The following is a 13343-nucleotide window of genomic DNA, read 5'->3' on the forward strand; positions in this document are numbered from 1 at the left end:
CTTTTTGAGTAGCGTCGCACAGAGAGGAAAACGACTCAGTCACTTTCATCTGCCGACTCTTTGACAATCCTGTCCATTAACTGTTGTTGCTCGTCACTGAGCACCAGCTTTTCCAGCAGTTCCGGGCGCCGCTGCCAGGTTCTGTACAACGACTGTTTTAACCGCCACTGCCGTATTTTTTCATGGTTGCCAGACAGTAACACTTCTGGCACTTTAAAATCCTGATACTGCTCCGGCCGCGTGTAATGGGGGCAGTCCAGCAGACCATCGGCAAAGGAATCCTGATCTGCCGAGTCCTCATGCCCCAATGCGCCGGGCAGTTGCCGAATCAATGCATCAAGCACCACCATGGCGGGCAGCTCACCGCCACTGAGCACGTAGTCCCCGATGGACCACTCCTGATCCACTTCCAGCTGGATCAATCGCTCATCAACCCCTTCATAACGCCCGGCAACCAGTATCAGATCACCCTGTGCTGCCAACGCATTAACACCAGTCTGATCCAGCACACGGCCTTGGGGAGAGAGGTACACCACTGTGGCCGGGCCCCCTATCCATGTACGTGCGACGTCGATGGCCTTGCGCAAAGGCTCGATCATCATCACCATTCCAGGACCGCCACCGTAAGGGCGGCTATCTACTGTCTGGTGCCTGTCACTGGTGTGGGTTCTCGGATTGAAAAACGCCACTTCCAGCAAGCCCTGCCTGATTGCCCTACTGCTGATACCGTAGTCGGTGAGGGCAGCAAACATTTCGGGGAAAAGTGTAACCAGTGCTACTTTCATGGCCGGTTAACCTTTGGGCTATCCCCCCGATTATTAAAAAGCCGGATCCCAGTCCACCTCTATCTTGCCGGCGCCGAGATCAACGTTTAATACAAATTGATCTATGTAGGGAATCAACCGCTCTTCCTGATCCAGGCTCTTGCCATCCCCTTTCACAACCAGCACATCATTGGCACCGGTTTCCATCAGGGAGTCGACGATGCCAAGCCTGACGCCCTGAGAGGTCACAACAAGCATCCCTTCAAGCTGGTGCCAATAATATTGGCCATCAGCAAGAACCGGCAGTTGCGCTTTTGCCACGCAGATGTCCCGCTGGCAATAAGCTCTGGCCTGATCTCTGTCGTCAATCTCCGCCAGGTGAACCATCAGTCCCTTGGCAGTGGAACGCTGTTCTGTGACCTTCAATTTCTGCCAATGATCAGCAATCTTCAGCCACCAGGGTTGGTAATCAAAAATGTTACCGCCCGGCTCGGTGAAGGAGTGAATTTTTACCCAACCCTTCACACCATGAACTGCCGTTATGCGCCCGACGACCACTGGGTCAATCGGGTCCACACTTTGCTGGGCGCTCATGGTCTTAGTCTTATCAGGCTTGCTTGGCTGCTTCTTTCACTAACTGGGAAACGCGATCAGACAACATGGCGCCTTCGCTCACCCAGTGTTGCACACGATCCACATCCACTCGCAGACGCTCTTCGAGGCCACGGGCAACCGGGTTAAAAAAACCGATGCGTTCGATGTAACGACTATCACGGGCCCTGCGGCTGTCAGTGACATGTATATGATAGAACGGACGCTTTTTTGAGCCTCCGCGAGCCAGACGAATTGTTACCATGAAAACTCTCTTCTGTATTTAGTTTCAAATTACAGCCGGTCGATCCCTCATCACTCAGGAACAAGACCACGCCCGGTCTCTCGAACAGGCACCTGTGAAAGGCGCGGGATTATAGCGAAAACACGCAACCGTGTATAGCTGGAAAGTATAGTGGGGAAAAGCTCTATCCGGAGGCGGGATTCAGCGCTTGGAGAGACCCCGCTAAAAGGGGAATTTCCCACCGCCTGGTGGCATTCCGCCCCCCATACCACCGCCAGTAGGCATGTTGCCTGCCATGCCGCGCATCATCTGCTGCATGCCTTTGCCTTTCATTTTTTTCATCATCTTGCCCATCTGCTTGTGCTGTTTGAGCAGGCGATTCAGATCCTGAAGGTTGGTGCCGGACCCTACCGTTATCCGCCGCTTGCGGGAACCATTCAGCAAGTCGGGGTTTCGCCTTTCCGCAGGCGTCATGGAGTTGATAATGGCCTCCATACGTGAAAACTGCTTCCCCATATTGGCTTGCTCAACCATCTGGCTCATATTGCCCATGCCGGGCAGCTTATCAAGCAGGCCTGAAAACCCGCCCAGGTTCTTCATTTGCTGGAGTTGATCGCGCAGATCATTCAGATCAAACCGTTTGCCCTTGGCAACTTTTTTAGCCAACTGCTCTGCTTTTTTACGGTCGACTTTCTGTTCGACATCTTCGATCAACGACATCATGTCGCCCATGCCGAGAATCCGCGAAGCGATCCGGTCCGGGTGGAACGGCTCTAAGGCATCGGTTTTTTCACCAACACCGAGGAATTTGATCGGCTTGCCGGTTACCTGGCGAACAGAGAGTGCCGCCCCGCCCCGGGCATCGCCGTCCACTTTGGTCAAAATCACCCCCGTCAGGGGCAGTGCTTCGTTAAATGCCTTGGCGGTGGCAACCGCATCCTGACCAATCATTGCATCAATGACGAACAGGGTTTCCACCGGCGACAGTGCTTTGTGTAGCTGCCGGATTTCAGTCATCAGCGCATCATCAATATGCAGGCGGCCAGCCGTGTCCACCAGTAATACATCGATAAATTTTACTTTCGCCGCCTGAACCGCATTGCGTGCAATATCGACAGGTTTCTGATCAGCATGGCTGGCAAAAAACTCAACCCCCACTTCCGACGCGAGAGTTTCCAGCTGTTTAATGGCGGCCGGCCGGTAGATATCGGCACTCACCACCATGACTTTTTTCTTTTCCCGCTCCTTGAGATAGCGGGCCAATTTGGCCACGGAGGTGGTTTTACCTGCACCCTGTAGACCGGCCATCAATACGACAGCCGGCGGCTGCGCAGCCAGATTGAGTGACTCGTTACTGTCACCCATCACATGTTCAAGCTCGGACTGAACGATTTTCAGGAACTGTTGACCGGGATTGAGGCTGCTGCCAACCTGCTGGCCCAGCGCCCTCTCCTTGACACCTTCCACAAAGGTTTTGACAACCGGTAGCGCCACATCCGCTTCCAGCAGTGCCATACGCACTTCACGCAGGGTTTCCTGAATATTATCTTCTGTCAGGCTGGCCTTCCCAGAGATTTTTTTCAGGGAAGCCGATAAACGATCACTGAGATTTTCAAACATTGCCATGGGATTTATTTCGTCTTCACCTTATTTACAGGTGTAGCAGTATAACTGAAAGCACCCGAGTTTTGGGACGGCCTCTTTTCGCTATCCGCTATCTGTGACACACTTTGTCACCTGTTTAAATAGTCACCCCATTATGCTTACAGCTTCTGCCGCCATCGCCCTGTATATCTGCGCGACCCTATTCCAGGCGCTTCAGCTTCGCAAGCATCCCAACTTGCAGCTATCTTCTCTGCAGCTGATTGCCGCTCCTGCATTGGCCCTGCACGGATACACCAGTGCACACTGGATCTTCAGTGACGCCGGTCTCGATTTCGGGCTGTTCCCCATGACCAGCGCCATCATCTTCACCATCAATCTGATTGTTCTTCTCAGTAGTCTCCGAAAACCGGTTCACAGTCTTTTTCTGATCCTTTTCCCTCTGGCGGCACTGATCCTGGCATTGACCCTCCTGATCGGCAGCAGCGCCCCCTTGAGAGAGACTGTGTCTTTACCCATCGGGGCACATATCTTCTTTTCCATTGTGGCCTACAGCCTGCTGACCATCGCTGCGTTTCAGGCGATTTTTATCGCCCTTCAAAACTGGCGGCTGCGCCACAGGCACCTCGGCAGCTGGCTACAGATAGTCCCTCCTTTGCAAACCATGGAAGCATTGCTGTTTGAGGTGCTGTGGGCCGGCTTTGGTCTGTTGACTTTGTCACTGATTACGGGATTTCTGTTTTTTGAGGATTTCTTTGCCCAGCACTTGATTCACAAAACGGTTTTCACTCTTTTTGCCTGGCTGTTTTATGGCATTTTATTGTGGGGGCGACACATCAAGGGATGGCGGGGCAATACAGCCATTCGCTGGACCCTGGTAGGCTTCAGCGCCATGGTGCTGGGCTACTGGGGAAGCAAGTTTGTCCTGGAGGTGATTCTGCGCTGAAAGACGGCCGCCCTTTGTGCCGAGGATAATTTGATACCGGTCCAACCCCCAAGCCCGGCTTACCGCAGAGCCTGACAGCAAGATATGGTTGCCAAGCACAGCAAACTTCTTCAACATACCCTGCCTTAGGTGAATACGAGGTTCCCCCCCCGTTGGACGATACCCCTCTCTGGCTACTATTTAGCGTACTAGCTGGCCTCCTTCTCTTATCCGCTTTTTTCTCCGGCTCTGAAACAGCCATGATGTCACTGAACCGTTACAGGTTGAAACATCTGAGAAAACGACATCTCGGTGCCCGCAAGGCCTACAAGCTGCTAAAACGTCCTGACCGCCTGATCGGTATTATCCTGATCGGCAATAACATGGTGAATATCCTCGCTTCCGCGATCGCCACGGTCATTGCTCTGCGTCTTTACGGCGATGCAGGCATCGCCATCGCCACCTTACTGCTCACGCTGGCGATACTGATTTTTTCCGAGGTCACACCAAAAACAATGGCGGCACTGCACCCGGAAGGAATTGCCTTTACTGCCAGCCACATCCTCAGGCCGCTGTTATTTGTCTTTTATCCGCTGGTCTGGCTGGTGAACCACCTCTCCAACGGCCTACTCAGATTGCTGGGCGTGAATACTACCAAGTCCCTTGATGTGAGCCTCAGCAAAGAGGAAATTCGTACTGTCGTAGACATCTCCAGTGAAAATATCCCCGACCATCAGGATATGCTGATCAATATTCTGGACCTTGAAACGGTCTCCGTGAATGACATCATGGTGCCACGCAATGAAATTGTAGGCTTGGACCTTGAACTGGAAGTTGATCAACTATTAACCACAATCATCAATTCCGGCTACACCCGTCTGCCTGTCTATGTGGGCAACATGAATAATGTATTGGGCATTATTCATGTAAAAACTATCGCCAGACTGCTGCGCTCAGGCAGTGACAGCCTGACCAAAGAGGCCATCAAGCGATTTACCCGGGAACCCTACTTTGTCCCTGAAAACACACCACTCAACAAACAATTGGTGAATTTTCAACAGGCCAAACGCCGAATCGGTCTGGTGGTGGATGAGTATGGTGAAATTGAGGGGCTGGTCACAATGGAGGATATACTGGAGGAGATCGTCGGCGATTTCACCACGAACAGGGCAGAGGACGAACAGGAGGATATCGTCGCCCTGGACAAGAGGATGTTTGACATTGACGGGTCAGCCACCATCCGTGATATAAACAAGGCAAATTCGTGGGATTTGCCAACAGATGGCCCAAAGACAATTAACGGACTGATTCTGGAACACCTGGAAAGCATCCCCGACGGCAACGTGAGTTTTACCATTGGTCGCTATCAGTTTGAAACACTGGAACTGAGTGAAAAAATGGTAGTAAAGGTTCGTGTTAAACAGCGCATAACGCTTCATTCAGGAAACGGTGAACCGGACGATGATGACGAAGATTAAACTCAATCGACAAAATATTCCCGATTACTAGGCAAACGGATTATTTTTACAACCCCGTTCAGCAGCTTTTGCAATTACCTCCAGTCGCTCATCATCGTCCATCAATAACCAGTCACGAATTTCTCTGGCTGTGCGGTGACAGCCGATACACACGTCATCATGATCCAGCGCACAGACAGAAATACAGGGGGAAGAAATCGTTGCTATCATGGGTACGCCTAAAACGTTTGCCTCTCTAATTCGGCAATTATCGAGCCGGCAGGCGTGAAATTGCAAGCTACCTGGATGCCGGCCTCAGATCAGAACAGTCCGGATACACCAGACGGATCCTGGCATCGAGGGAAATGTTGAGGAAATCGGCCAACACCACCAACGAAAAGCCCCAGATACGGTAATCGTCATAGATAAAACAGGGCATATTGAGCGCATAATCCGGACCGACAAAGTAATCGACTGTCAGGTTCGACGGGTCCAGAAAATAAGACACCGGGACTTCAAAAACAGCATCCAGCTCCTCGGGATTGGCGATTAGCACCAAGTCGGGCTCAATAAGCCCCACATAGGGCTTCACCCGCATCAACTGGCGAGTTCGATTGACCGGCAACCCGGCAATGACCTGTACCTGGTGCGGAGACAAATCAATTTCCTCCCGGGTCTCCCGCAATGCCGTCACCAGTAGGTCTTCATCTCCCGGTTCCCACTTGCCACCGGGAAATGCCACTTCTCCCCGGTGTGAATTCAGGTGCTCTGCCCGTTTGGTAAATATAATTTTTGGGTTTGCCGGCTCACGGGTCAGGGCAACCAGAATGGCCGCTTCGACCCCCTCCACCCCAAAGGGTCTGATTCGGTCAACCGGCATAGTATTTAAACGTTCGGTAATCCGTTTTAGCATAACCCTGTTATCCTACTCCCATCGGCATCTGTTGCCGAAAATGTTATTTTCCAATGCAAAGTAAAAGTGTCTATGAATTTTTGCGGTCAGTGTGGCAAACCGGTCAACTTCAAGGTTCCCACCGGAGATAATCGAAAACGCCATGTCTGTGGACATTGCGACACCATTCACTACCAAAACCCCCGAGTGATATCGGGCTGCATTCCTATGGTTAATGACAGAGTATTGCTGTGCAAACGGGCCATTGAGCCCCGTTACGGTATGTGGACCCTGCCAGCCGGTTTTTTGGAAAATGGGGAAACAGTGCTTCAGGGTGCACTGCGGGAATGCTGGGAAGAAGCATTGGCAAAACTGAGTGAGCCTGTGCTGAGCGGGATCTACGATATCCCTCATATCAATCAGGTTTATATCCTGTATCGGGGGTCGCTACACAACCGTAGTTACGGTGCCGGGGACGAATCGCTGGACGTCAGGTTGTTCAGTGAGGCCGATATTCCCTGGGAGGAGCTGGCTTTCCCCGTGATTACCACTGCGTTGAAGCATCATTTTGCAGATTTAAAACAGGGCCTGTCAATCATACACACCGACGTGATCACATCGAGACTTCGCTCCCTCACTAACGCTGCAGACTAGAGGTCGAACTCCGCCAATTGCCATACGTCGTAGGCCGGTTCTTCATAGGGATGAGCACTGATCAGCGCACGGATCGCCTGTTTTATCGCGGCATCATCACAAACCAGTTCAACACGATACTCTGCCTCTTCAGACAGGCTACCCACCTTTCCCAGATAAGGAATGCTACCGGCAAGTGGACGGAACTGGCCGATACCCAACACCTGCCAGCAGCAATTCTCATATTCGCCAATTTTGCCTGCTCCAGTGGCGAAAACAGCCTGTTTAACCGATTCCAGATGCTCGATAGGTACATAGAAAACCAGCTTATACATTGAGCTCCCTGTTATCAGGATAGCGACGCGCGATGAAATGAGTCACTTGATGATCTGGCGCGCATTGTCCAAATAAACCTGACCTTGTTTTTTGACAGTTTCAGGGGCTGAGCGCTCTGAAGCGAGGTGTACCGCTTCAAGGGGTTCCGCTAAGGCAGCGAGCTCGGCCTTGATCTTGGCCAATGCATTTTCCAGCGTGTAGGTGAGCATATGCACTTCATGCATATCCTGTGGCGACAGATGCTCCTGCTGAATAAGACCTTCAAGCTTGCCGTTGTACTCGGAAAAATTGGCCACCGCCTGAGCCAGGGTATCAGCAGGCAATCCTTTGAAGTGCTCAGGGCGGTCCTCTGCCGCCACAACAACACCACTTGCCAGAAATGAAAGTAAAAGAATAAGAGCAGGTTTTAACCGGAACATGTTTTTCCTCGGAGTTAACGCCATATTTGGTGGAAATACCGTGATTAAGTCTGCTTTTCGGGGAACTTCTCAACCCCATTCAGCAGCTGCCGGCAGGTGATCTGGCCGACCAACTTACCCTTATCAACAACCGGGCAGCGACGAAAACCACGCTTCATCATTTGCTGGGCCACATCGACAATATCGGCCTGAGACGTGACTGTAAAAACATCGTGCGTCATCACATCACGTACCGGGCCAACACTGCTTTCCTGATTATATCTGGCACCCAAGATGGCCTTTAAACAGTCCGTTTCGGACAGCACACCCACCAGGTTATTGTCATCATCCACCACACACAACCCGGAAATTTTATTGCTGACAATCAAGTCAATGGCGACGAACAAATCATCCCGTTGATTAACTTTAACTGGGTTGCGAAGCATGTAATCTTTCAGTTCTACCGAGTTCAGCATAAACAGAAGCCTTTTATCCACTACTGTTTTTAGCTTAATAGAGAATCAGGTAACCGGAAACCTTTTGTTGCCACAAAAATGCTGCTCACCGACACGGGACAAGCTGAGGAATACCCGGCGGATCAACAACCAAACGGATGGCGCAGGACAATCGTTTCTACCCGATCCGGACCCGTCGAAATAATATCCACTGGGGTGTGGAGAATCGTTTCAATACGGGCGATATAGGCGCGGGCATTGTCGGGCAGCTCTTCGAGGGATCTGATGCCAATGGTCGATTCATGCCAACCGGGTAGCTCTTCATAAACGGGAACCAGTTTTTCGTAATCATCCGCGTGACTCGGGGTGATCACTTCATTGCCGCTGGCATCCTGATAAGCGATACACACCTTTATGGTTTCAACACCGTCAAGCACATCGAGCTTGGTCAGACAGATACCGGAAACAGAATTGATACGAATAGCCTGTTTCAAAGCCACAGCGTCAAACCAGCCACAGCGTCGCTCACGACCGGTAGTCGCGCCAAACTCATGGCCCTTCTCGCCCAGGTGTTTGCCGACCGTATCAAACAGCTCGGTGGGAAACGGGCCTGAGCCTACCCGGGTGGTGTAGGCCTTTGTGATACCCAGCACATAATCGAGATACAGCGGGCCAAAACCACTGCCTGTGGCCGTACCACCGGCAGTGGTATTCGAAGATGTAACATAGGGATAGGTGCCGTGATCAATATCCAACAGTGAGCCCTGAGCCCCTTCGAACAGAATATTGTCACCCGCTTCGCGAGCATCGTGCAGCAACCCGGTCACGTCCGCCAGCATGGGTGCCAGCTCATCCATCCAGGTAATCGATTGCCGCAGGGTTTCTTCATAGCTGACGGGCTGTTCATGATAGTAGTCCGTGAGCATAAAGTTGTGGTATTCCATCAGACTTTTCAATTTGGTGGCAAACAGCTCACGATTGAATAATTCGCCAAGGCGGATACCCCTTCGCGCCACTTTATCCTCGTAAGCCGGACCGATACCACGCCCGGTGGTACCTATTTTGGCGTCGCCCCTGGCGCGTTCACGTGCCTGATCCAGCGCCATGTGGATCGGCAAGATTAATGGGCAGGCAGGGGACAACCGAAGGCGGTCCCGGACAGGTACGCCTTTATCTTCCAGCTCACAGATTTCATGCAACAATGCCTCTGGAGACAACACCACGCCATTGCCAATCAGACAGGTCACATTATTCCTGAGGATACCTGAAGGTATCAGGTGAAGAACCGTTTTTTTACCTTCAATGACCAGGGTATGGCCGGCATTGTGGCCACCCTGAAAACGGGCTACCACAACCGCTTGATCAGTCAACAGATCGACAATCTTGCCTTTGCCTTCATCGCCCCACTGGGTGCCCAGCACCACGACATTCTTTCCCATGTGTATATCTAACCCTGATAGTGATGGTCAAACTGCAGTTATTTTATAGGTGCCATCCAGCCAAACCAGCTGGCGATCACAATGTAATTCCTGATAATCCGGCTCTTGGCCCGGAAAGCCACAGACCACCCGCTCGCCATTGGAGCGTAACGCTGCTACGGCTTTTCGCCAACCGAGCTCATCACTAACAGGGGCAAAAATACCACCTGCCACCGCCCCGGACAACGCAACCCTGGCCAACGACTGTAAACTCATATTAAAGCCGGTAGCCGGCCGGGAACGACCGAAGCCTTTACCGACATGATCATAGCGCCCGCCATTGCCGATGGCCTGACCAAGCCCCTGATCATAGGCGGCAAACACGATACCCGTATGATAGTGGTAGCCACGCAACTCACTCAAATCGAGATAGAGCACCAGATCGGGGAAGCTTTCGCTGAGCGCACTGACAACCGCCTGCAGCTCATCCAGCGCCAGCTCCACTTCGGCCGGCGCCTCAGCAAATACTTCACGGGCGCGATCCAATACGGAAGCATCACCTGCAAGCCCGACCAGAGCACGGATCATCAGCGCAATTTCTGCATTATCCAGGCACTTCCCGAGCCAGACATCGAGTTCAGGGACCGCTTTACGCTGAAGCAGATCAAATAACTCGGCTTCGCGATCAGCTGACAGTTCAGCCGCTTCAAGCAGGCTGGCATATATCCCCACATGGCCGAGGTCGAGCTGTGGTGTGCCGAGCCCGGCGAGACGCAAAGTCTCCACCATCAAACTGATCACCTCGATATCTGCCTCGAGCCCTGACTCACCATAAAGCTCAACACCAATCTGGATTGGAGAACGACTCTCCAGAGCCTGCTTCGGCCGAGTATAGAGAACTGTTCCTGCATAACAAAGGCGACTGGGGCCATTGCGCCGAAGACTGTGGGCATCCATACGACTGGTTTGGGGAGTCATATCGGCACGAACACCCATCATTCGACCACTGATCTGATCCGTCACCTTAAACGTCATCAGATCGAGATCCGAACCGGTTCCACTGAGCAGCGATTCCGTGAACTCCACCAGCGGCGGGATGACCAGGTCGTAACCCCAGCAGTGATACAAATCCAGCACCTGTCGGCGCAACCGCTCAATCTGTAGCGCCTGATTGGGAAGTATTTCTTCAATGCCATCAGGCAACAACCAGCGATCAGCAACAGTCATCATGACTACCCGTTAATAAAATACAAAGTTCCGGCTCCAAGCAACATACTGAACAAGCCCATCATTCTCATGCTGCGGTCATCAACCTGTGCCAGTAATGCTGCCATATTGCGCCATCGCCCCGGTGCCAGAAAAGGCATGACGCCCTCCAGCACCAACATCAGACAAAACGCCTTGGCTAAATCTACCCACATACAATCGCCCTGCCAGTCACAAAAAAACCGGGCGATCCCGGTCGTGGCATTTTATCACCCCATTTGGCGCACTGCTGCACTTTTTGCCAATCTGACAAAAGCAGCACTCCGCTGGGGGCCATGCAGCGACCCCCCGATACAGATTATTTCCCCTGCTGACTGTTCAGATAGCGGAAGAAATCGCTCTCCGGATCAACCAACAGCACATCACCCTTACTGTTAAATGACTCTGTATAGGCCTTTAAACTGCGCTGAAACGCATAGAACTCGGGGTCCTTGCTAAACGCCGAGGCATAAGTCGCGGTAGCCTCGGCATCGCCCTCACCTCTCGACTCCTCGGCTTCACGATAGGCGTTGGCCATAAGAATCGTGCGTTGCCGGTCGGCATCTGCACGGATTTTTTCTGCCGCTTCAACACCCCTCGAACGAAGCTCCCGGGCCTCTTTTTCACGCTCGGCTTTCATCCGGCTGAACACTTGTCCTCTCACTTCAGAGGGCAGGTCAATTCGTTTGACTCTGACGTCAATTATCTCTATGCCCAATGATAAGCGAACCGTGGCATTCAGGCCGATTTTGATATTTTCCATCAAGGCATCGCGCTCTCCAGATACCACCTCGTGAAGTGTCCGCTCACCAAACTGGTTGCGCAGTCCGTCGTTTACGCGGCTGGACAGCCGATTATGCGCCACGGCCTCATCACCACCGGTGGATTTATAGTAGGTATCTACATCAACAATCCGCCATTTTGTGTAAGCATCCACAATCAGGCGCTTTCTCTCAGAAGTAAAAAAACTGGATGACTCGGCATCAAGTGTCAACACCCGCGCGTCAAACTTGCGGATTTTCTCGGCAAAGGGAATTTTCACATGGAGACCCGGTTTGATATCGACATCAATCAAGCGGCCAAATCTCAATTTGACGGCCCTTTCAGTCTCGGAAACCACATAAAGGGAGCTGCTCATCAATAGCAGAACGGCTGCCAGCAGCACCAGCAAACCTGTTGATCGATTAGTCATTAGCGTACCTCCCTTCGGGGAGTAGAGGAATTTTCCTGCCGGATACGATTCATGACTTCATCGGCAATGCTGTTCAAATCACTGCTCCTCAAGGTGGCCGGCTGACTGGCGGCAGCACCTTTCTCCACAATTTTATCCAGCGGCAGATACAACATATTATTGCCGCCCTCCACGTCGACCAGGACTTTGGAACTGCGCGTCATGACCTGTTGAACCGAATCCAGGTAGAGCCGCTGCCGGGTCACTTCCGGCGCTTTTTGGTATTCTGTTAACAGCGCCTCAAAACGCCGCGTTTCACCCTGCGCCTCAGCCACCACTTGTTCACGGTAGGCCAGCGCCTCTTCAATCATACGCTGCGCTTTACCCCTAGCCTCAGGAATAACACCGTTGGCATAGGATTGCGCTTCATTAACCAGCCGCTCCTGATCTTCACGGGCCTTAATCACATCATCGTAGGCAGCTTTTACTTCAGCGGGCGGCTTGGCCTCCTGGATGTTGATTTTCCGCACGAGAATGCCAGCATCATAACTGTCGAGATACTGCTGCAGCCGGATTTTGACATCATCACCGACTTTTTCACGGCCACTGGAGACCACATCATTCAACAGGGTACTCCCAACCACATGGCGCAAGGCACTGTCTGATGCATGGCGCAAACTGACTTCAGGATCTTTAACATTCAACACAAAGGCTTTGACATCGTTGACGTTATACTGAACAACCAACGGCAACTCGACGATATTTTCATCCAGCGTGAGCATTTGGCCCACCGACGTGTACTGACGTTCTTCCGTGACCCGCACTTTGGTGACACGATCAATCAGAGGCGGATTCCAGTGCAGCCCGGATCCAACGGTGTCCAGATATTTGCCTAGGCGCAGCACTACAGCCTGCTCTTTCTCATCCACCTGATAGAAACCAAACAGCCCCCAGCCAATTACCAAAACAGCGAGGACAACTGCAATCAAACCACCACTGGAACCGTTATTGCCACCATCAGCGGAGCCACCGAACAACTTGCTGAAGCGGGCACGCAGCTTATTGAGCGCCTCATCGAGATCAGGTGGGCCGTCGCCTGAGTTATTGGTGCCCCAGGGATCTTTACCACCACCAGGCTCATTCCAGGCCATATGTTTCTCCGTAGACTCAAGGGTTATTCGCGACCGACGATTGTACCAAGCCACCATTTAA

At 52.2% G+C, this 13343-nt stretch carries 17 protein-coding genes; 3 read left to right on the plus strand and 14 right to left on the minus strand.

The features are described from left to right. Nucleotides 1-35: 35 nt before the first annotated feature. The 4 genes from trmD to ffh all read right to left on the minus strand — a co-directional run bounded on the left by trmD (nucleotide 36) and on the right by ffh (nucleotide 3219). Entirely contained in the window at nucleotides 36-785 is a 750-nt protein-coding gene (trmD, locus tag U740_RS00380) for a tRNA (guanosine(37)-N1)-methyltransferase TrmD (RefSeq protein WP_036858399.1), read from the minus strand. Between the two features lie 33 nt (nucleotides 786-818). Further along, nucleotides 819-1358, minus strand: coding sequence for a ribosome maturation factor RimM (gene rimM / locus U740_RS00385; protein ID WP_036858400.1), 540 nt, complete (start codon nucleotides 1356-1358; stop codon nucleotides 819-821). Nucleotides 1359-1371: 13 nt separating this feature from the next. Then, nucleotides 1372-1620: a 30S ribosomal protein S16 gene (rpsP, locus tag U740_RS00390; protein ID WP_036858401.1), complete on the minus strand. Its 249-nt coding sequence runs from the start codon at nucleotides 1618-1620 to the stop codon at nucleotides 1372-1374. Between the two features lie 201 nt (nucleotides 1621-1821). Beyond that, nucleotides 1822-3219 (minus strand): signal recognition particle protein, encoded by a 1398-nt coding sequence (gene ffh / locus U740_RS00395; RefSeq protein ID WP_036860938.1) that lies wholly within the window; start codon nucleotides 3217-3219, stop codon nucleotides 1822-1824. 139 nt (nucleotides 3220-3358) lie between these two features. On the opposite strand from ffh, the gene U740_RS00400 reads away from it, so the two are divergent. After that, a complete protein-coding gene (locus U740_RS00400) occupies nucleotides 3359-4147 on the plus strand; it encodes a cytochrome C assembly family protein (RefSeq protein WP_036858402.1) in 789 nt (262 codons plus the stop codon). Between the two features lie 152 nt (nucleotides 4148-4299). Further along, on the plus strand, nucleotides 4300-5604 hold the full coding sequence (locus U740_RS00405) for an HlyC/CorC family transporter (protein WP_036858403.1): 1305 nt from the start codon (nucleotides 4300-4302) through the stop codon (nucleotides 5602-5604). 27 nt (nucleotides 5605-5631) lie between these two features. Here U740_RS00405 and U740_RS00410 read toward each other — a convergent pair whose 3' ends face one another. Next, nucleotides 5632-5814 (minus strand): DUF1289 domain-containing protein, encoded by a 183-nt coding sequence (locus tag U740_RS00410; protein ID WP_036858404.1) that lies wholly within the window; start codon nucleotides 5812-5814, stop codon nucleotides 5632-5634. Nucleotides 5815-5881: 67 nt separating this feature from the next. Beyond that, complete coding sequence (locus U740_RS00415; protein ID WP_081890777.1) at nucleotides 5882-6496, minus strand: NUDIX hydrolase; 615 nt, start codon at nucleotides 6494-6496, stop codon at nucleotides 5882-5884. Between the two features lie 72 nt (nucleotides 6497-6568). On the opposite strand from U740_RS00415, the gene U740_RS00420 reads away from it, so the two are divergent. Continuing rightward, nucleotides 6569-7129, plus strand: coding sequence for an NUDIX hydrolase (locus U740_RS00420; RefSeq protein ID WP_036858406.1), 561 nt, complete (start codon nucleotides 6569-6571; stop codon nucleotides 7127-7129). Here the strand turns inward: U740_RS00420 and U740_RS00425 are convergent. The 8 genes from U740_RS00425 to hflK all read right to left on the minus strand — a co-directional run bounded on the left by U740_RS00425 (nucleotide 7126) and on the right by hflK (nucleotide 13282). Then, on the minus strand, nucleotides 7126-7443 hold the full coding sequence (locus U740_RS00425; protein ID WP_036858407.1) for a YqfO family protein: 318 nt from the start codon (nucleotides 7441-7443) through the stop codon (nucleotides 7126-7128). The genes U740_RS00420 and U740_RS00425 overlap by 4 nt on opposite strands. A 42-nt stretch (nucleotides 7444-7485) precedes the next feature. Further along, nucleotides 7486-7863 carry a DUF6746 family protein gene (locus tag U740_RS00430; RefSeq protein ID WP_036858408.1) on the minus strand — a complete coding sequence of 126 codons (378 nt, stop codon included), beginning with the start codon at nucleotides 7861-7863 and terminating at the stop codon, nucleotides 7486-7488. Between the two features lie 44 nt (nucleotides 7864-7907). Next, entirely contained in the window at nucleotides 7908-8318 is a 411-nt protein-coding gene (locus U740_RS00435) for a CBS domain-containing protein (RefSeq protein ID WP_036858409.1), read from the minus strand. A gap of 122 nt (nucleotides 8319-8440) precedes the next feature. Further along, nucleotides 8441-9736 (minus strand): adenylosuccinate synthase, encoded by a 1296-nt coding sequence (locus tag U740_RS00440; protein ID WP_036858410.1) that lies wholly within the window; start codon nucleotides 9734-9736, stop codon nucleotides 8441-8443. Nucleotides 9737-9763: 27 nt separating this feature from the next. Continuing rightward, nucleotides 9764-10942 carry an ATP phosphoribosyltransferase regulatory subunit gene (locus U740_RS00445; protein ID WP_036860939.1) on the minus strand — a complete coding sequence of 393 codons (1179 nt, stop codon included), beginning with the start codon at nucleotides 10940-10942 and terminating at the stop codon, nucleotides 9764-9766. Between the two features lie 5 nt (nucleotides 10943-10947). Then, nucleotides 10948-11136 (minus strand): DUF2065 domain-containing protein, encoded by a 189-nt coding sequence (locus U740_RS00450; protein WP_036858411.1) that lies wholly within the window; start codon nucleotides 11134-11136, stop codon nucleotides 10948-10950. 143 nt (nucleotides 11137-11279) lie between these two features. Continuing rightward, on the minus strand, nucleotides 11280-12152 hold the full coding sequence (gene hflC, locus U740_RS00455; RefSeq protein ID WP_036858412.1) for a protease modulator HflC: 873 nt from the start codon (nucleotides 12150-12152) through the stop codon (nucleotides 11280-11282). After that, complete coding sequence (hflK, locus tag U740_RS00460; protein ID WP_036858413.1) at nucleotides 12152-13282, minus strand: FtsH protease activity modulator HflK; 1131 nt, start codon at nucleotides 13280-13282, stop codon at nucleotides 12152-12154. Before hflK ends, hflC begins: the two co-directional genes overlap by 1 nt. Nucleotides 13283-13343 lie beyond the last annotated feature (61 nt).

It is taken from the genome of Porticoccus hydrocarbonoclasticus MCTG13d (assembly GCF_000744735.1).
Classification (GTDB): domain Bacteria; phylum Pseudomonadota; class Gammaproteobacteria; order Pseudomonadales; family Porticoccaceae; genus Porticoccus; species Porticoccus hydrocarbonoclasticus.

Excerpts from the sequence above, each read along its gene's own strand:
- trmD (WP_036858399.1), bottom strand. The coding sequence starts at position 785 with ATGAAAGTAGCACTGGTTACACTTTTCCCCGAAATGTTTGCTGCCCTC.
- rimM (WP_036858400.1), bottom strand. The coding sequence starts at position 1,358 with ATGAGCGCCCAGCAAAGTGTGGACCCGATTGACCCAGTGGTCGTCGGG.
- rpsP (WP_036858401.1), bottom strand. The coding sequence starts at position 1,620 with ATGGTAACAATTCGTCTGGCTCGCGGAGGCTCAAAAAAGCGTCCGTTC.
- ffh (WP_036860938.1), bottom strand. The coding sequence starts at position 3,219 with ATGTTTGAAAATCTCAGTGATCGTTTATCGGCTTCCCTGAAAAAAATC.
- U740_RS00400 (WP_036858402.1), top strand. The coding sequence starts at position 3,359 with ATGCTTACAGCTTCTGCCGCCATCGCCCTGTATATCTGCGCGACCCTA.
- U740_RS00410 (WP_036858404.1), bottom strand. The coding sequence starts at position 5,814 with ATGATAGCAACGATTTCTTCCCCCTGTATTTCTGTCTGTGCGCTGGAT.
- U740_RS00415 (WP_081890777.1), bottom strand. The coding sequence starts at position 6,496 with ATGCTAAAACGGATTACCGAACGTTTAAATACTATGCCGGTTGACCGA.
- U740_RS00420 (WP_036858406.1), top strand. The coding sequence starts at position 6,569 with ATGAATTTTTGCGGTCAGTGTGGCAAACCGGTCAACTTCAAGGTTCCC.
- U740_RS00425 (WP_036858407.1), bottom strand. The coding sequence starts at position 7,443 with ATGTATAAGCTGGTTTTCTATGTACCTATCGAGCATCTGGAATCGGTT.
- U740_RS00430 (WP_036858408.1), bottom strand. The coding sequence starts at position 7,863 with ATGTTCCGGTTAAAACCTGCTCTTATTCTTTTACTTTCATTTCTGGCA.
- U740_RS00435 (WP_036858409.1), bottom strand. The coding sequence starts at position 8,318 with ATGCTGAACTCGGTAGAACTGAAAGATTACATGCTTCGCAACCCAGTT.
- U740_RS00440 (WP_036858410.1), bottom strand. The coding sequence starts at position 9,736 with ATGGGAAAGAATGTCGTGGTGCTGGGCACCCAGTGGGGCGATGAAGGC.
- U740_RS00445 (WP_036860939.1), bottom strand. The coding sequence starts at position 10,942 with ATGACTGTTGCTGATCGCTGGTTGTTGCCTGATGGCATTGAAGAAATA.
- U740_RS00450 (WP_036858411.1), bottom strand. The coding sequence starts at position 11,136 with ATGTGGGTAGATTTAGCCAAGGCGTTTTGTCTGATGTTGGTGCTGGAG.
- hflC (WP_036858412.1), bottom strand. The coding sequence starts at position 12,152 with ATGACTAATCGATCAACAGGTTTGCTGGTGCTGCTGGCAGCCGTTCTG.
- hflK (WP_036858413.1), bottom strand. The coding sequence starts at position 13,282 with ATGGCCTGGAATGAGCCTGGTGGTGGTAAAGATCCCTGGGGCACCAAT.